This window comes from Mycoplana ramosa (assembly GCF_041930185.1).
Taxonomy (GTDB): domain Bacteria; phylum Pseudomonadota; class Alphaproteobacteria; order Rhizobiales; family Rhizobiaceae; genus Mycoplana; species Mycoplana ramosa.
The window spans coordinates 156905-173344 of sequence record NZ_JBHEEW010000010.1; the positions used below are offsets into that span (position 1 = coordinate 156905).

At 63.3% G+C, this 16440-nt stretch carries 17 protein-coding genes and 1 pseudogene; 7 read left to right on the forward strand and 11 right to left on the reverse strand.

Translation table 11 applies throughout. The annotated features are described in order from the left end of the window. Positions 1-101: 101 nt before the first annotated feature. From JNC62_RS14570 to JNC62_RS14580, 3 genes are read left to right on the forward strand one after another with little or no spacing between them, the layout of a single operon-like run. Complete coding sequence (locus JNC62_RS14570; protein WP_374839733.1) at positions 102-476, forward strand: COG4315 family predicted lipoprotein; 375 nt, start codon at positions 102-104, stop codon at positions 474-476. Then, complete coding sequence (locus JNC62_RS14575) at positions 460-1038, forward strand: RNA polymerase sigma factor (RefSeq protein ID WP_374839734.1); 579 nt, start codon at positions 460-462, stop codon at positions 1036-1038. The genes JNC62_RS14570 and JNC62_RS14575 overlap by 17 nt, the downstream gene beginning before the upstream one ends. Beyond that, positions 1035-1814 carry an anti-sigma factor family protein gene (locus JNC62_RS14580; protein ID WP_374839735.1) on the forward strand — a complete coding sequence of 260 codons (780 nt, stop codon included), beginning with the start codon at positions 1035-1037 and terminating at the stop codon, positions 1812-1814. The genes JNC62_RS14575 and JNC62_RS14580 overlap by 4 nt, the downstream gene beginning before the upstream one ends. Positions 1815-1832: 18 nt before the next feature. Here the strand turns inward: JNC62_RS14580 and JNC62_RS14585 are convergent, their stop codons facing one another. Continuing rightward, positions 1833-2426, reverse strand: coding sequence for a LysE family translocator (locus tag JNC62_RS14585; RefSeq protein WP_374839736.1), 594 nt, complete (start codon positions 2424-2426; stop codon positions 1833-1835). 119 nt (positions 2427-2545) lie between these two features. On the opposite strand from JNC62_RS14585, the gene JNC62_RS14590 reads away from it, so the two are divergent. Further along, entirely contained in the window at positions 2546-3388 is an 843-nt protein-coding gene (locus tag JNC62_RS14590) for an aldo/keto reductase (RefSeq protein ID WP_374839737.1), read from the forward strand. 22 nt (positions 3389-3410) lie between these two features. On the opposite strand, the gene ilvN is transcribed toward JNC62_RS14590, so the two are convergent. Then, entirely contained in the window at positions 3411-3983 is a 573-nt protein-coding gene (gene ilvN / locus JNC62_RS14595) for an acetolactate synthase small subunit (protein WP_374839738.1), read from the reverse strand. A gap of 22 nt (positions 3984-4005) precedes the next feature. Next, positions 4006-5784, reverse strand: coding sequence for an acetolactate synthase 3 large subunit (locus JNC62_RS14600; protein WP_374839739.1), 1779 nt, complete (start codon positions 5782-5784; stop codon positions 4006-4008). 341 nt (positions 5785-6125) lie between these two features. Here JNC62_RS14600 and JNC62_RS14605 point away from each other — a divergent pair, with 341 nt between their 5' ends. Further along, positions 6126-8192, forward strand: coding sequence for an ATP-binding protein (locus tag JNC62_RS14605; protein ID WP_374839740.1), 2067 nt, complete (start codon positions 6126-6128; stop codon positions 8190-8192). 113 nt (positions 8193-8305) lie between these two features. On the opposite strand, the gene miaA is transcribed toward JNC62_RS14605, so the two are convergent. After that, entirely contained in the window at positions 8306-9214 is a 909-nt protein-coding gene (gene miaA / locus JNC62_RS14610; RefSeq protein WP_374839741.1) for a tRNA (adenosine(37)-N6)-dimethylallyltransferase MiaA, read from the reverse strand. On the opposite strand from miaA, the gene serB reads away from it, so the two are divergent. Continuing rightward, positions 9213-10115, forward strand: coding sequence for a phosphoserine phosphatase SerB (gene serB / locus JNC62_RS14615; RefSeq protein ID WP_374839742.1), 903 nt, complete (start codon positions 9213-9215; stop codon positions 10113-10115). The two genes, miaA and serB, sit on opposite strands and share 2 nt — an antisense overlap. After that, the gene (locus JNC62_RS14620; protein WP_374839743.1) at positions 10112-10696 is read left to right on the forward strand and encodes a GNAT family N-acetyltransferase; all 585 of its coding nucleotides are present in this window, start codon (positions 10112-10114) and stop codon (positions 10694-10696) included. The genes serB and JNC62_RS14620 overlap by 4 nt, the downstream gene beginning before the upstream one ends. A 108-nt stretch (positions 10697-10804) precedes the next feature. Here the strand turns inward: JNC62_RS14620 and JNC62_RS14625 are convergent, their stop codons facing one another. The 7 genes and pseudogenes from JNC62_RS14625 to thyA form a co-directional block, all read right to left on the reverse strand. After that, positions 10805-12355: a DegQ family serine endoprotease gene (locus JNC62_RS14625; RefSeq protein ID WP_374839744.1), complete on the reverse strand. Its 1551-nt coding sequence runs from the start codon at positions 12353-12355 to the stop codon at positions 10805-10807. Between the two features lie 168 nt (positions 12356-12523). Continuing rightward, positions 12524-12709, reverse strand: a complete 186-nt coding sequence (locus tag JNC62_RS14630) for a DUF2065 domain-containing protein (RefSeq protein ID WP_374839745.1) — start codon at positions 12707-12709, stop codon at positions 12524-12526. A gap of 10 nt (positions 12710-12719) precedes the next feature. Then, the gene (hflC, locus tag JNC62_RS14635) at positions 12720-13631 is read right to left on the reverse strand and encodes a protease modulator HflC (protein ID WP_374839746.1); all 912 of its coding nucleotides are present in this window, start codon (positions 13629-13631) and stop codon (positions 12720-12722) included. Beyond that, the gene (gene hflK / locus JNC62_RS14640; RefSeq protein ID WP_374839747.1) at positions 13631-14734 is read right to left on the reverse strand and encodes an FtsH protease activity modulator HflK; all 1104 of its coding nucleotides are present in this window, start codon (positions 14732-14734) and stop codon (positions 13631-13633) included. Before hflK ends, hflC begins: the two co-directional genes overlap by 1 nt. 168 nt (positions 14735-14902) lie before the next feature. Then, positions 14903-15424, reverse strand: coding sequence for a dihydrofolate reductase (locus tag JNC62_RS14645; RefSeq protein ID WP_374839748.1), 522 nt, complete (start codon positions 15422-15424; stop codon positions 14903-14905). Continuing rightward, positions 15425-16021 (reverse strand): glutathione S-transferase family protein, encoded by a 597-nt coding sequence (locus JNC62_RS14650; protein ID WP_374839749.1) that lies wholly within the window; start codon positions 16019-16021, stop codon positions 15425-15427. Positions 16022-16049: 28 nt separating this feature from the next. Further along, positions 16050-16331: pseudogene (gene thyA, locus JNC62_RS14655) on the reverse strand (thymidylate synthase); the annotation flags it as partial. Positions 16332-16440: the final 109 nt, after the last annotated feature.

Genomic DNA, 16440 nt, shown 5'->3' on the forward strand with positions numbered 1-16440 from the left:
CCTTTTCTCCACCGGAGCGGGAATATCACGCGCCCCCCCGGTGTCTCATGGCTGTTCCCGCAGTGACGGGCCAGATCCACGCGACACAGGAAACCAGCGCGATGAAAACCCTCTCCCTCACGATTGCCGCTTTCGCCGTTGCCACCACGGCCGCTTTTGCCGCAGCTCCCGTCAAGACCGTAAAGACGGAGAAAGGCGACGTGCTCGCCGGAGAGAACGGCATGACGCTCTATATCTATATGGAAGACGCCAAGGGCATGTCGAATTGCTATGAAAAGTGTGCGGTCAATTGGCCGCCGCTGAAGGCCGATGCCAATGCGGCAGCCGAGGGTGCCTACACCGTCATCGATCGCAAGGACGGCACGAAACAGTGGGCAAAGGACGGCATGCCGCTCTACTATTGGATCAAGGACAAGAAGGAAGGCGACACCACCGGTGACGGTGTGGGAGGCAAATGGAATGCCGCAAGGCCCTGACTTCACAAACAGGTTCGGCACGGACGAGAACAGCGAGCAGATCGGGACCGGCGCCGCGGCGCCGGCCACCTTCGAGAGCGCCCTGCTCGCGCTCGTACCGGGCTTGCGGCGCTACTCGCACAGTCTGTCGCGTTCCGACGCCGACGGTGAAGACCTGCTGCAGGATTGCGTCGAGACGGCTTTGACCCGCCGCGGGCAATGGCGCGGCACCAATCTGCGTGGTTGGGCCTTCACCATCATGACCAATCTCTATCGCAATCGGCATCGCCAGACGATCCGCCGGCCGACAGCTGCGATAGAGGAGGCCGAGCAGGTGGTCCAACCGGACCAGATCGGCGATCCTTTGGAGCGTGCGCGCATCCGCGCCGCGCTGGAGACGCTGTCCCCGGATTACCGGACCACGCTCATGCTGGTCGTGGTCGAAGGCTACAGCTATCAGGAGGCGGCTGACCTCCTGACAATCCCGATCGGAACCGTCATGTCGCGGCTGTCCCGGGCCCGGCATCAACTCGCCGAGCGGCTGGCGAAGGACAACATCGTCGCCCTCAGGAGACCTAAATGAGCGAAGCAAAGAGCATGGTTGGCGAAAACGACTTGCACGCCTATGTGGACGGCCTGCTGGACGCGGGGCGTCGCGCCGAAGTCGAGAGCTGGCTTGACCTTCACTCCCAGGACGCCGAGCGGGTCGCAAGCTGGACCATGCAGAACGAACGCATTCGCGACGCGTTCTCGGCCGATTTTGTTTCGCGTGGCGAGGACCGGCGGATGCTGCAGCCGAAGTTTTCGGCGTTCTTGACGCGGCTGCTGCGTCCGACAGCGGCAGCGGCCGCTGCCTTGCTGCTCTTCGCCGGCGGTTATGAAGCCGGCCGCCTGCAGATTGCCATGTCTCCCGCACCCGTTGCCGCAACCGCCGGCTTTGCCGGCGAAGCCCGCTCCGCCTTCCTGATCTACACAAGCGAGGTCCGTCATCCCGTCGAGGTGGGTGCCGATCAGCAGGAGCATCTTGCCGCCTGGCTCGGCAAGCGCCTCGACTATCGGCTGCGTCTGCCGGACCTCTCGGTGCTCGGTTACAGTCTCATCGGCGGGCGGCTCGTGCCGGTGGGCGGCAAGGCCGGTGCGCTGCTGATGTACCAGAATGCCAACGGCCAGCGGCTGACGATGATGATCGGCCGCAACGCGGAGAACCGCGAAACGAGCTTCCGTCTGGATGCGGAAGGCCCCGTTCGCACCTTCTACTGGATCGACGGGCCGGTCGGTTATGCCGTCACGGGCGAGATCTCTGCCGACGCGCTTCGCGCGGTCGCCGACGAATGCTACCGCCAGATGGAGGAAGCGTGAAAACGCTGCCAGGCCAGCTTAGCGCAGCATCGGCCAGAGGCTTGCCACCAGAAGCAGCGCCATCGTCACGTTGAAGACCTTGAGTCTGGCCGGCACCGACAGCCACTCCCGAAAGACCGAACCGAATCCGGCCCAGGTCGAAACGCTGGGAACGTTGACGAGCGCGAAGGCGACACCGACGAGAAGGACGCTCGCCGTATAATTGGCCTGCGTCGTGTAGGTCGCCATGGCCGAGACCGCCATTACCCAGGCCTTGGGATTGACCAATTGGAAGGCGGCCGCCTCGAGGAAGGTCATCGGCCGTCCGCCGGCCTCGCCATCGTTCAGCGTGTCGGAGGTCGCGATCTTCCAGGCGATCCAGACCAGATAAGCCCCACCGAGGAATTTCAAGGTCACATAAAGCAGCGGCACCGTTTCCAGAATCGCTCCGAGCCCGAACCCCACCGCCAAAAGCAGCGTCAGGAATCCCGCGCCGATGCCGATCATGTGCGGGATAGTGCGCACGAAGCCGAAATTCACGCCGGAGGCAAACAGCATCATGTTGTTCGGACCGGGTGTTATCGATGTGGTGAAGGCGAAGACGACGAGTGCGAGAAAGATTTCGATCGGCAAGTCGCCCTCCAGGCGCGGTTTCGAGCACGGCATTTGATAGGGCATGCGAATGGCAACACCAGACAAATCTTGTCATACTGGCATTCGTTGAGTTGATGAATTGCCGTTAGGAGTCTCGGATGAACAGCTTGCCGGAAGCAGTCTTTCCCGATGGTCGCCGCGTCGCCGCCCTCGGCCAGGGAACCTGGCACATGGGCGAAAGCCGCGCCTCGGCCGCAGACGAGGTTCGCGCGCTTCAGACCGGCATCGATCTCGGCATGACGCTGATCGACACCGCCGAGATGTATGCCGAGGGCGGCGCCGAGACCGTTGTCGGCGAAGCGATCAGGGGGCGGCGCGACACAGTCTTCCTCGTCAGCAAGGTGCTGCCCTCCAACGCCAGTCGCAACGGCACGATCGCCGCCTGCGAGGCGAGCCTGAGGCGGCTCGGCACCGACCGCATCGACCTCTATCTGCTACACTGGCAGGGAGGCTACCCGCTGGCGGAAACGGTTGCCGCCTTCGACCGGCTCAAGGCGGACGGCAAGATCGGCGCCTGGGGCGTGTCGAACTTCGACGTGGACGACATGGAGGAACTGCTTTCGGTGCCGGGCGGCGGCCACGTCGCCACGAACCAGGTGCTCTACAATCTGGCCCGCCGCGGCATCGAGTTCGATCTGCTTCCCTGGAGCGATCGCCGTGGGATGCCGACGATGGCCTACTCACCGCTCGACGAGGGCCGGCTGCTGCGCCATCCGACCCTTGCGCAGATTGCGGCCGGTCATGGCGCCACCGCCGCCCAGATCGCCCTCGCCTTCGTCCTGTCGCGCAACAACGTCATCGCCATTCCGAAATCCCGATCACCAGCGCGCGTTGAAGAAAACCGCAATGCCGCCGACCTCAAGCTGACGGCCGCAGATATGGCGGCACTCGACGCCGCCTTTCCGCCTCCGCCACGAAAGCGCCCGCTGGAAATGATTTAGGGCCGTTTCCGGCCCCAAATTCCTACATCCCCTGCGGACCGCGGTTCATCGCGGCAATGCCGGTGCGGCAGACCTCGATGAGGCCGAGCGGCTTCATGATGGCGATGAACTGGTCGATCTTCGACACCTTGCCGGTGATCTCGAAGACGAAATGCTCGGTGTTGGCATCAATGACCGAGGCCCGGAAGGCGTCCGCCAGGCGCAGCGCCTCGACGCGGTGATCGCCGGTACCGGAGACCTTCACGAGGGCCAGTTCCCGCTCAAGCGGACGCTCGTGACCGAGATCCTTGGCCCGCACCGTCAGGTCCACCACCCGGTGGACCGGCACGATGCGCTCGAGCTGGGCCTTGATCTGTTCGAGCACGTGCGGCGTGCCGCGCGTGACGATGGTGATGCGCGACAGATGCGCCTGATGCTCGGTCTCCGACACCGTCAGGCTCTCGATGTTGTAGCCGCGGCCGGAGAAGAGGCCGATGACCCGGGCAAGAACGCCCGGCTCGTTGCTGACCAGCACCGAAAGCGTGTGGTTTTCCGAAACCTGGGTCTCCGCGGCGATGAAATAGGCCGAGCCGGTCGGCTGAAGATGTGCACTCATGATCGGTGTTCCTGCCTTTTCATCAAACCAGCTGACGACCCTGGGCGTCGATGGCGTTCGCCACCGCCTCGTCGGTCGCTTCATCCGGCAACAGCATCTCGTTGTGGGCCTTGCCTGAGGGGATCATCGGGAAGCAATTGGCGAGGTTGGCGACGCGGCAGTCGAAGATCACCGGCTTCTTGACCGAGATCATCTCCTGGATCGCCCCGTCCAGATCGCCGGGTTTTTCACAGCGCAGGCCGACCGCGCCATAGGCCTCAGCGAGCTTGACGAAGTCCGGCATCGCTTCCGTGTAGGAATGCGACAGCCGGTTGCCATGCAGCAGCTGCTGCCACTGGCGCACCATGCCCATGTACTGGTTGTTGAGGATGAAGATCTTGATCGGCGCCTCGTACTGGATCGCCGCCGACATCTCCTGGATGCACATCTGGATCGAGGCGTCACCGGCGATATCGATGACCAGCGCGTCCGGATGGGCGATCTGCACGCCGAACGCGGCCGGCAGTCCGTAGCCCATCGTACCGAGGCCGCCGGAGGTCATCCACCGGTTCGGCTGCTCGAAGCCGAAGAACTGCGCCGCCCACATCTGGTGCTGGCCGACCTCGGTGGTGATGTAGGTGTCGCGGTGCTTGGTCAACTCATACAGACGCTGGATCGCATATTGGGGCATGATGACGTCGTCTCTCGGCTTGTAGGCCAGCGAATTGCGCGCGCGCCACTTGGCGATCGACGCCCACCAGTCGGCGAGCTGTTCCTTGCCGGCGGTCTGCGCACCGGCGCGCCAGAGCCGGACCATGTCCTCCAGGACGCGGCCGACATCGCCGAGGATCGGCACGTCGACACGCACGTTCTTGTTGATCGAGGACGGGTCGATGTCGATGTGGATCTTCTTCGAGTTCGGAGAGAATGCGTTGAGGCGGCCGGTGATGCGGTCGTCGAAGCGGGCGCCGACGCAGAGCATGACGTCGCAGTCGTGCATCGCCATGTTGGCCTCGTAGGTGCCGTGCATGCCAAGCATGCCGAGCCAGTTCTTGCCCGAGGCCGGATAGGCGCCGAGGCCCATCAGGGTGGAGGTGATCGGAAAGCCGGTGAGTTCGACAAGCTCCCGCAGCAGATGGGCGGCTTCCGGCCCGGAATTGATGACGCCGCCGCCGGAATAGATGACCGGCCGCCGGGCGCCCTGCAACAGGGCGATGGCTTCGCGGATGCGGGCGAGATCGCCCTGAACCTTCGGCTGATAATTGTGCTTCGCCGGAACCATCGCCGGCGCAACATAGGTTCCGGTGGCGAACTGGATGTCCTTCGGTACATCGACGACGACCGGACCCGGACGGCCGCTCTGGGCGACGCGGAACGCTTCGTGGATGATCCGCGCCAGATCGTTCACGTCCTTGACCAGCCAGTTGTGCTTGGTGCAGGGCCGCGTGATGCCGACGGTGTCGCATTCCTGGAAGGCGTCGGAGCCAATCAGCGTCGTCGGAACCTGGCCGGTGATGCAGACGAGCGGGATCGAGTCCATCAAGGCATCCTGCAGCGGCGTGACGGCGTTGGTCGCACCGGGGCCGGAGGTGACGAGCATGACGCCGACCTTGCCGGTCGAGCGCGCATAACCTTCGGCAGCATGTCCTGCGCCCTGCTCATGGCGCACGAGGATGTGCTGGATTTCGTCCTGCTGGAAGATCTCGTCATAGATCGGCAGCACCGCGCCGCCGGGATAGCCGAAGATATGCTTGACGCCGTTGTCCTTCAGGGCCTGGAGGACGATTTCGGCGCCCGTCATCTGGTTTTCTGTTCCACTCATCCGAATGTATCCGTCCGTTGCGGTTTTGAAAGTGTGATTAGCGAAATCGCGGGCATAAAAAAAGGCCCCTTTCGGAGCCTGCTTATCGCGCATGGGTGCTTTCGCCCGGTGGTTACACCACCTTGCCCATGCGCCGTCCCACCACGAGAATCTTTGTGACGATAGAGATCATGGGCCGGATTGATAACCGCTAAAGCGCAGACCGTCAACGGCCTTCGGCTCTTTCGTGCGGCTGCGCCCGTTCGGCAACCCTTGATCGACGATCCGCGGCCGGCCACACTCCGCAACGCATTGTTAAGCGACGACTATTATTCTCCGCCAAAAGGCAAGGAGTGCCTGCGTTGCGCAACACCGATTTTCACAGCTCGATCGTCGCCGGCGAACAGGACAGACGAGATGATGACGCCCCCGGCAATCGCCTGCTCGGACGCGTGGTTGCCTGTGGCGGATCGCGCGCGACGATCAGTGCGGTCGCGGCGGCCGGCCAGACCGCGTTGACGGAACTGTGGTCCGTTGGCCGCCTCATTTCGATTTCCGTCGGAGACAACCGGATCGTCGCGCTTGTTTATGCGATGGCCACCGACCAGCAGGCCTGGGGCGAAAACCGGGATACCGTGTTCCGGGTGGAGGTGGAGCTTCTGGGCGAGGTTCGCGTGGGACCGGACGGCCGCGAGGAATTTTCCAGCGGCATAAGCAACTATCCGTATCTGGGCGCCATCGCCCATCGCATACGCGCCTCGGACCTGGCGAAGGTCTACGATACCGGGCTCAATGACGTCTGCGTGATCGGCAAGCTGACGCAGGACGACACCCTCGACGCGACGATTCACATTCCGTCGATGCTGTCGAAGCATTTCGCGATCGTCGGCACGACCGGCGTCGGCAAGTCGACGGCCGTCACGCTGCTCCTGCACAAGGCGATCCAGGCAGACCCGAAACTGCGCGTCTTGATCCTCGACCCGCACAACGAATTCGCAGCCGCCTTTCCCGATCATTCGGTCGTCATCGAGACCGACACGCTCGACCTGCCGTTCTGGCTGTTCCGCCTGGAGGAATTCTCCGAGGTGATCTTCCGCGGCCGGCCACCCGTTCCGGAAGAAATGGATGTCCTGCGCGACCTCATCCCCGAGGCCAAGAAAGGCTTTCGCGGTGCGAGCGAGCCCGGGCTGATGCGCCGCAGCCAGGAAAAGAGCTCGATCACCGTCGACACGCCGGTTCCCTACCGGCTTGCCGATCTCCTGGCGCTGATCGACGAACGCATCGGCAAGCTTGAGGGACGCACGGAGAAGCCTTATCTGCGTTCGCTGAAAGCCAGGATCATGTCGGCGATCAACGACCCGCGCTTTCACTTCATGTTCTCCACCAACACGATCACCGACACGATCCTGGACACGATTGCGCGCATTTTCCGCATTCCGGGCCAGGGCAAGCCGATCACCACCTTTCAACTTGCCGGCATTCCATCGGAAGTGGTCAACTCGGTCGCCTCGGTGCTTTGCCGCATGGCCTTCGAGATCGGCCTCTGGAGCAATGGCGCCGTGCATATGCTGGTGGTTTGCGAGGAAGCGCACCGCTACGTGCCGGCCGATCCGACGCTGGGCTTCCTGCCGACGCGCCAGGCAATCGCGCGCATCGCCAAGGAAGGCCGCAAGTATGGCGTGTCGCTCGGCATCATCACGCAGCGGCCCGGCGAACTGGATCCGACCATCCTGTCGCAGTGCTCGACGGTGTTTGCCATGCGCCTTGCGAACGACGCCGACCAGGAGATCATCCGCTCCGCCATTCCGAATTCCTCAACGTCGACGACCAGTTTCATCTCCTCGATCGGCAACGGCGAGGCCATTGCCTTCGGCGAGGCCGTATCCGTGCCGATGCGGATGAAATTCACCCGCATCCAGGAAAATCGTTTGCCGAAGGCCAATGGTGCAAGCGTCAAGGCGAGCGAAGACAATCCCCAGTCCGTCGATCTGCGGTCCATCATCGGCCGGATGCGGTCCGCTTCCGGCCCGGATATTTCGGCCTTCCAGGAATCCTACCTTGCGGCCGAAGGCTTCCCGGGTCGCCGGCAGCTTGAAACCGACCGCTCACCGTCCGGCCCGTACGCCGAGGCCGACCATGCCGTGCCCGACGATGGATCTGCATCAGCAGATGCCGTCGAAATCCGGCCCTATAGCCCAGACATGCTGCCTCGTCCGCCCTCCGGATCTCCGCCCGTTTCGGCGCATGATCGGTTCGAAGCGCTGCGGCGTGAACTGAACGCGGAAAACCGCGCAGAGGCCCGGCCGACCGGAACTGCCGGTCCGGCACCCCGTCCTGCTTTCGGTAGTACCGACACCGACATCCGCCGGGAAGGCTCGATCCGCGATCAACTGCTGAAGAAGCCGCTGAGCGGCCTGCTTCGCAAGTAGCCCCTTCACGGCGGCCAGTTCGCTGCCCTACCGCATGTGTTGGCGCGAAACCGGCTGTGCCTCCGGAAGACGAGGCTTCCGGCGCTGTTCTTCTGTCGGTTTTGACCATCCCATCAAGGCAGGGAAAGACCGTCCGTCCGCACCCAGCTTTCGTCCATCTGGTTGCGGAACCAGGTCATTTGCCGCTTGGCATATTGCCGGGTGGCGGCCGCGGCGCGTTCGATCACCTCCGCCTCGCCCATCGTTCCCGCCAGGTACGCCGCGATCTGCGGTACCCCGATTGCCTTCATCACCGGCATTTCCGGCCGCAAGCCGAGCGCGAGAAGCGCCCTCACCTCTTCCACCGCCCCCGACCGCATCATCGCGGCAAACCGTCGGTCTATGCGCTGATGCAACAGCGACCGTTCCGGCAGAACGACCAGTTTCCTCGCGCGGGCCGGATCGATCACCGCAGGTCCCGCCGCCGTCTGGAACGCGCGGATGGAACGGCCGCTGACCTGGAAAATCTCCAGCGCGCGCACGATGCGCTGGCCATCGGCCGGCCGGATTGCGGCGGCCGCCTCGGGGTCACGCTGCTGCAGCAAATCGTGCAGCGCCTCCGGCCCCTCTTCGGCGAGCCTTGCCCGCAGCGCCCTTCGCACCTCCGCCGGCACGGGTGGCATATCCGAAAGGCCGCCGGTCAGCGCCTTGAAATAGAGCCCGGTACCACCGACGAAGACCGGCAGCATGCCACGGCCCCGCAGTTCTGCCGTCACCCCGGCGGCCTGCCGCAGCCACTCGCCGCTCGAATAGGCTTGCCCCGCCGGTACATGGCCATACAGCCTGTGCTCTATGCCGCCCATCTCATCCGGCTGCGGCCGCGCCGTCAGCAGGTTCAGCGTGTCGTAGACCTGCATGCTGTCGGCATTGACCACCACGCCGCCATGCGCTTGGGCGAGCCGCACGGCAAGCGCAGACTTGCCGCTCGCGGTCGGGCCGGTTATCAGGATCGCCTCAGTCTCAGCTTCAGGAATTCTCATCATGGCTCTCGTTGCCACGCTTATCGCCAATCCGTCAAATCCGGTTCTCTCGCCATCGATCGGCGAGCGGGCGGCGGACGCGGTCAACGCCTCGGGCCTTTACTGGCTCGCCGACGGCATCGCCTGCGACATCGCGTTGCGTGACGGAACCGATGCGGCGGCAGCAGGCGAGAGACTGCGAGCCGTCATCGGCGGCGCACCGATCGACCTGGTGATCCAGGACGCCGAAGCCCGGCGCAAGAAGCTTCTGATCGCCGACATGGATTCCACGATGATCGGCCAGGAATGCATCGACGAACTCGCCGCCGAGGTCGGCCTGAAGGAGCGCGTGTCCGAGATCACCGCACGGGCCATGAACGGCGAGATCGCTTTCGAGCCGGCGCTGCGCGAGCGCGTGGCGCTTCTGAAGGGCTTGCCGCTCTCGGTCGTCGACGAGGTCATCGCCAAACGCATCACCCTCACCCCGGGCGGTCCGGAACTGGTCGCAACGATGAAGGCCAAGGGTCACTATACCGCGCTCGTTTCTGGCGGGTTCACCGTCTTTACCAGCCGCATCGCCGAAAGACTCGGCTTTCATGAGAATCGCGCCAACACGCTGCTTGAGGACGGCGGACTCCTCACCGGCGCAGTCGCCGAACCGATCCTTGGCAAGCAGGCAAAGGTGGACGCGCTCATCGAGATCGCCGAACGCCTCGCAATTTCGACGAAAGACGCGATGGCCGTCGGCGACGGCGCGAATGATCTGGGAATGCTGCATCTGTCGGGCTCGGGAGTGGCGCTGCATGCCAAGCCGGCGGTCGCCGCTGAGGCTAGGATGCGGATCGACCACGGCGACCTGACCGCGCTGCTCTACATCCAGGGCTATCGCAAATCGGACTTTGTGATACCGGGGATGGCCAGATGAGCGGCGTGATCGTCGAAACGCCGCGCCTGAGGGTCCGAAACTGGGGCGATACGGACCGCGATCTCTTCCACGAGATCAATTCCGACCCGGAGGTCATGGCGTTTTTCCCTTTTCGCCGCAGCCGGTCGCAATCCGACGAACTGTTCGACCGCATCCGTCGCACGATCAATGAGACCGGCTTCGGTTTCTTCGCCGTGGCTTTGCGCGATGACGACAGGCCGATCGGCTTTTGCGGCCTGGCGCGAACCGACCTGGAACCGTTCCTGCCGAACGGCACGGTCGAGATCGGCTGGCGCCTGGCGCGCCCCTTCTGGGGCCGGGGCTACGTGTCCGAGGCTGCGACCGCCCTGCTCGGCTTCGGCTTTGAGCAAGGGGGGCTCGCAGAAATCGTTTCATTCGCCGTATCGGGCAACACCCGTTCGACTGCGGTCATGTCTCGCATCGGCATGAAGCCCGATCCATCCCGCGATTTCGACCATCCGCGCGTGCCGGACAGCCACCCACATCTCGTCCGCCATGTGCTCTATGCGATGACCGCCGACGAATGGCGTGCGCGGACGCCGATCGCCATCCGCACGTAGGCCAAGCGAACGACCGTTGCGCACCGACCGGCTCACCTGAATCAAATCATGAAGGCGGTGAATCACCTTCACCGCCTTCACTCAGAACCACTTGATATCAATAGACGATCACTCGACCCGAACCGTAACGAAGCGCAGCGCTCCGGTCTTGTCGGCAATCATCAGAAGGGCGTTGCGCCGATCCTGAGACTTGAGCGCCGCGATGCGCTTGGTGACATCCTCGGGCGTGCTCACCGCCTCCTGCCCGATCTCGACGATCACGTCACCGGGCTGAATCTGTCGTTCGGCAGCCGCCGAATTCGGATCGACCGCAGTGATTGCCACTCCCTTCACCGTGTCCGCAACGCCGTAGGACTTGCGCGTTGCCTCGTCCAGCGGGCTCAGCGTCATCCCGAGCACGACGGGAGCGGCCTGCTTCTCGGCGGTCTGATCCGGAGCTTTCTGACCGTTCGGCTCGGTCGTTTCCACGCCCGATTGAGCGATTTTCTCGCCGTCCTCGAGGCGCCCAAGGGTCACCTTGACGTTCACCTCCTGGCCGTCACGGACAACCACGACATCGACGGCCTTGCCGACCGGGCTTTCGGCCACGACGCGGGGCAGGTCACGCATCTCATCGACGTCCTTGCCGTCGAAGCGGATGATCACGTCGCCGGTCTTGATGATGCCGTTATCGACCGGACCGCCCTTGATCACGCCGGCGACCAGTGCGCCCTTGGCCTGCTTCATGCCGAGGCTTTCGGCAATGTCGTCCGTCACCGGCTGAATACGAACGCCGAGCCAGCCGCGCCGCGTCTCCCCGAATTCCTTCAGCTGCAGGATGACATTCTCGGCCAGTTCCGTCGGAACCGAGAAGCCGATGCCGATCGATCCGCCGGACGGTGAGATGATCGCCGTGTTGACGCCGATGACCTCGCCCTTCATGTTGAAGAGCGGTCCACCGGAGTTGCCCCGGTTGATCGCCGCATCCGTCTGGATGAAATTGTCATAGGGACCGGCGTTGATGTTGCGGCCTCGGGCGGAAATGATGCCAACCGTCACCGATCCGCCAAGGCCGAACGGGTTGCCGATCGCCATGACCCAGTCACCGATGCGCATTTTCCGGGAATCGCCGAAGGGAACGGCCACGAGCGGCGTCGTCGGTTCGACCTTGAGCAAGGCCAGGTCCGTCTTGGTATCGACCCCCACCAGCTTCGCCTTCAGCTTCTTGCCGTCGGCGAAATTGACCTCGATATCGTCCGCGCCCTCGATCACGTGGTTGTTGGTGACGATGAACCCCGCCGGGTCGATGACGAAGCCGGACCCGAGCGAATTGACGGTGCGCGGTCCGCCCTCTCCTTCCTGGCCCTTGAAGAACTCGTCGAAGAAGTCCTGGAACGGCGATCCCTCCGGCACTTCCGGCATCGGTGCCTGGTCTTCTTCCTTCACGTTCTGCGAGGTTGAAATGTTGACGACGGCGTCAAGCAGCTTCTCCGCCAGGTCCGCAACCGATTGCGGTCCTTCCGGCGCCTGGAGCGGAATTTGGGCACCCTGAACCTGAATATCGGCCTGCGCCTGAGCATACGCCCGCACGGGCGCAAGACCCGTGCCCGCGACGAGCATCGAAAGCCCCGTCGCTAGCGCCCGCACGCCGATTTGTCGTGACCTGATGCTCGCTACCATCTGCGCTGTCCTCTTGATTTCTTTATAAACCATCTTCGCCACGGATGCGGCGGAATTTGGGATGCCGGATCGGCGGCCGGAACGCCATCCTGACCGGCATGGTCACTGTTGCCTCTTCATCCCGCCTCCGGCAAGAGCCGAAATCTCCGCCGATCGCGCCTGCAGCCGCTATCCCCGGATCATCCAGACCAGCCCGACGCCGGCGGCCACCGAGGCGAGACCAAAGAACCGGAGCTGCGCGTCCGGAATGCCTGGCAGCAGCGCGGCCATCCGCTTCAAAGACGAAGGGGCCAGTGCGTACACCAGCCCCTCGATCACGAGAAAGAATGCAATTCCCGTCAGGAAATCCGCCATTCAAGCGAACTCAGTTTCCTGTCGGCGGCGCGGCCGACGGCTTCTCACCGGTCAGGCTTCCGAAATAGCGGAAGAACTCGGAATCCGGTGACAACACGAGCGTCGTGTCCGACACCCCGAGGCTTTGGCGATAGGCCGCCATCGAGCGATAGAAGGCAAAGAAGTCCGGATCCTTCGAAAAGGCCTCGCCGAACACCCGGTTGCGCTCGGCATCACCCTGACCGCGGATGATTTCCGATTCCCGGCGGGCTTCGGCGACGATCTCGACGACCTGGCGGTCGGCGATCGCCCGGCGGCGCTGGCCCTGCTCGTTGCCTCGGGCACGGATCAGTTCGGCTTCCGCAAGGCGCTCCGCCTTCATGCGCTCGAAGGTCTGCTGGGAGACTTCCTGCGTCAGGTCGGTGCGGCGAATGCGAACGTCTGTGATCGTCAGGCCGAGGTTTTCTGCATCAGGGGTCAGTTCGTTGCGAACTTCGCGCATCATCGAGGCGCGTTCTTCCGAAAGCGCAGCCTCGAAACCGCGCAGACCATAGACCCGGCGGAGCGCCGCATCGAGACGGGTGCGCAGACGCGCTTCGGCGCTATCGCGGTCGGCTGAAACGGCCTCACGGAACCTGCGCGCATCGCTGATGTGGTAGACCACGAAGGCATCAACCTCGTAGAACTTGCCACCCGAGACCTGCACGCGGATGTTGTCGAGATCAAAACGCAACGCCTGGTCGGAAACGTACTGGACGCTGTCGGCGTCCATGAAGGCGAAGGGCAGCTTGAAATAGATTCCTGGCTCCGTCTTCACCGACTGGATTTCGCCGAACCGAACGACGATCGCTTGCTGGCGCGCGTTGACGACGAAGACCGACGAGTAGGCCAGGAAGAGGATGACGGCGAGGCCGACAAGGATGGCTGACAAACGGTTACCCATCACTGTGTGCCTCCGGCCTGATGTTGCTGCGTCGTCTTGCCAAGCTCGTTGAGCGGCAGGAACGGGACAACACCCTGCCCACCCTGCTTTTCGTCGATGACGACCGTCTTGGAGCCCTTCAGGACACCCTCCATGGTTTCCAGGAACAGGCGCTTGCGGGTCACGTCCGGTGCAAGCTTGTATTGTTCGTAGATCGAGACGAAGCGCTGCGCTTCGCCTTCCGCCTCGTTGACGACGCGGTTCTTGTAGGCGGCCGCCTCTTCCCGGATCTGTGCGCCCTGACCGCGGGCGAGACCGAGCTTCTGGTTCGCATACTGGTTGGCCTCTTCGACGAAGCGGTCCTCGTCCTGCTCGGCGCGCTGCACCTCGTCAAAGGCGTCGGCCACTTCGCGGGGCGGCGCGGCATCCTCGATGGCAACGGTATTGACAGAGATACCCGAGCCAAAGGAATCCATCGTCGACTGGATCGTCGTCTTTACCGCCTCGGCGATCGCCTGGCGGTTGTCACGGAAGATGTCCTGCGCCGGCCTGCGACCGACCACCTCGCGCATCGCGCTCTCGGCGACCTGCTGCAGTGTTCCGGACGGATTCTCCAGGTTGAAGAGATAGGCCTGTGGATCGGTCACCGAATAGAGCACCGAAAACTGAACATTGACGATGTTCTGGTCGCCCGAGAGCATAAGGCCGCTGTCGTCGGCGTTCACGGAAGCGCCCTTGCGGCCGATATTCTGCTGTTGCTCGGTAATCGTGACCATCTCCACCCGCTCAAACGGCCAGAAATGGAAATGCAGGCCCGGCATGGAAATCTCTTCCTTGGGCTTGCCGAAGCGAAGCTCGACGCCGCGCTCGTCCGGCTGGACCGTGTAGATCGCGTTCATCAGCCAGAAGACGCCGATCAGCAGCGCCGCGATGACAAGTATGCCGCCGTTGAAGCCACCGGGGACCACGTTCTTCAGCTGATCCTGCCCGCGCCGGATGATCTCTTCGAGATCGGGCGGGCCGCCACTGCCGCGGGGGCGGTTCGGTCCCTGCCCCCATGGTCCCTGATTGTTGCCGCCGCCGCCGCCCCAAGGGCCGCCGCCGTTCTGATTGCTCCAGGGCATCAATACCTCTTTCTCTGGTCGCTCCCATTGCCATGCGCGCGCGAAGTTCCGCAGCGTCACATGGCGTGACCCCCGTTATATGTATCCCCCCTGCCGCTTTCAACGGAGATGGCTCAACTTCGGCACCATTGCGGCAAAATAGTTCGTGAACAGGCGGTTAGGACCCTGTCAGGCAGCCGATCGACGTCTGAAGCTGACAAACCGCATGCGATGACTGTCTTGGTCGCCCTGCGGAATTTCCTCTTCGTGCACGATTTCGAAGAGCGCGGGATCGACCGTCGGGAAGCGGGTGTCTCCGTCGACCTCCGCCTGCACCTGCGTCAGATGCACGAGATCCGCCACCGCGATGGTTTGGCGGTAGATATCGCCGCCGCCGATGATGCAGATTTCATTGGCGCCGAGCGCCTGCGCCTCGCGTCGCGCATAGACCAGAGCCTCATCGATCGAGCGCGCAACGATGACGCCGTCCGGGCGGAAAGCGGTGTCGCGCGTGACGACGATGTTCGGCCGCCCCGGCAGCGGCTTGCCGATAGACTGGTAGGTTCGACGCCCCATCACGACCGGTTTGCCGATCGTCAGTTGCTTGAAGCGCTTGAGGTCGGAAGGCAATCGCCACGGCAGATCACCATCGCGGCCGATCACGCCGTTCAGCGCCGCGGCCACCACGAGCACGATCTTCGGTTCATTCATTCACTTGCCTTCCATTCCGTCTTTCGCCTGCGCGCGGGCCAACGCGGGCCTTGCCGCCATGCGCGCGACATAGTCATCAACCGCGTTGCTCTCCGGCAGGAGCGCGCGCATCCACATCAACGAACTGGACAGGATGACATCGACCGAGCACGGCCGATCGCCAATCAGGTACGGCTGCCTTTCCAGTGTCGATATCACGTGGTCGCACATGGCCTTGTGAATTCGCGCGGCCTCGGCATTTCCGCTGGTCCAACCGTTCATGTGGGTGATTGCGGCGGGCTCTATGACCCCGGCATAGTAGGCGAGCCAGGACAGATACGGCCCACGCTCGTGCGTGCCGGCGTCGCGCCCCATCGCACAGCCGGGGAACAGATCGGTCAGATACAAAGCGATTGCGGTCGTTTCCGTAACGACCGCTCCATCGTGGAGCAGCGCCGGAACCTGGCCGTGCGGATGCGGATTGTTGGGATCGTTACCGCCCGAGCCGTCGCGCCGGCGGATCGACACGGCGCGGATGTCGTAGCCGGCTCCAAGTTCCTCGAGCAGCCAGAGAATGCGGAACGAACGCGATTGGGGCGCGTGGACGAGCGTCAGCATGGCTTCCTCCCTGAAACCGCCGGCGGCGCTAGACCGCGATCGGCGCCTTGATGTTCGGGTCGGCCTCATAGCCGACCAGCTCGAAATCCTCGTAGCTGAACAAAAACAGGTCCTTCACGGCCGGATTCAGCTTCATGAAGGGCAACGGTCTCGGCTTGCGTTCCAATTGCAGCGCCACCTGGTCGAAGTGGTTATGGTAGATATGCGCGTCGCCCAGCGTATGCACGAAGTCTCCGGGCCGGAGATCCGTCGCCTGCGCCACCATCATCGTCAGCAGCGCGTAAGAAGCGATGTTGAACGGTTTTCCGACATCATCGTTTTTTTTCATCATTAGGTACCAACATCGAGTCAGCAACTATTGTCACCGACCACTTTGAATAGTCAATTCGACATCATCGGATTCCGACGGTTGCGTTCTG

Excerpts from the sequence above, each read along its gene's own strand:
- JNC62_RS14570 (WP_374839733.1), top strand. The coding sequence starts at position 102 with ATGAAAACCCTCTCCCTCACGATTGCCGCTTTCGCCGTTGCCACCACG.
- JNC62_RS14575 (WP_374839734.1), top strand. The coding sequence starts at position 460 with ATGCCGCAAGGCCCTGACTTCACAAACAGGTTCGGCACGGACGAGAAC.
- JNC62_RS14580 (WP_374839735.1), top strand. The coding sequence starts at position 1,035 with ATGAGCGAAGCAAAGAGCATGGTTGGCGAAAACGACTTGCACGCCTAT.
- JNC62_RS14590 (WP_374839737.1), top strand. The coding sequence starts at position 2,546 with ATGAACAGCTTGCCGGAAGCAGTCTTTCCCGATGGTCGCCGCGTCGCC.
- ilvN (WP_374839738.1), bottom strand. The coding sequence starts at position 3,983 with ATGAGTGCACATCTTCAGCCGACCGGCTCGGCCTATTTCATCGCCGCG.
- JNC62_RS14600 (WP_374839739.1), bottom strand. The coding sequence starts at position 5,784 with ATGAGTGGAACAGAAAACCAGATGACGGGCGCCGAAATCGTCCTCCAG.
- serB (WP_374839742.1), top strand. The coding sequence starts at position 9,213 with ATGGCTCTCGTTGCCACGCTTATCGCCAATCCGTCAAATCCGGTTCTC.
- miaA (WP_374839741.1), bottom strand. The coding sequence starts at position 9,214 with ATGATGAGAATTCCTGAAGCTGAGACTGAGGCGATCCTGATAACCGGC.
- JNC62_RS14620 (WP_374839743.1), top strand. The coding sequence starts at position 10,112 with ATGAGCGGCGTGATCGTCGAAACGCCGCGCCTGAGGGTCCGAAACTGG.
- JNC62_RS14625 (WP_374839744.1), bottom strand. The coding sequence starts at position 12,355 with ATGGTAGCGAGCATCAGGTCACGACAAATCGGCGTGCGGGCGCTAGCG.
- JNC62_RS14630 (WP_374839745.1), bottom strand. The coding sequence starts at position 12,709 with ATGGCGGATTTCCTGACGGGAATTGCATTCTTTCTCGTGATCGAGGGG.
- hflC (WP_374839746.1), bottom strand. The coding sequence starts at position 13,631 with ATGGGTAACCGTTTGTCAGCCATCCTTGTCGGCCTCGCCGTCATCCTC.
- hflK (WP_374839747.1), bottom strand. The coding sequence starts at position 14,734 with ATGCCCTGGAGCAATCAGAACGGCGGCGGCCCTTGGGGCGGCGGCGGC.
- JNC62_RS14645 (WP_374839748.1), bottom strand. The coding sequence starts at position 15,424 with ATGAATGAACCGAAGATCGTGCTCGTGGTGGCCGCGGCGCTGAACGGC.
- JNC62_RS14650 (WP_374839749.1), bottom strand. The coding sequence starts at position 16,021 with ATGCTGACGCTCGTCCACGCGCCCCAATCGCGTTCGTTCCGCATTCTC.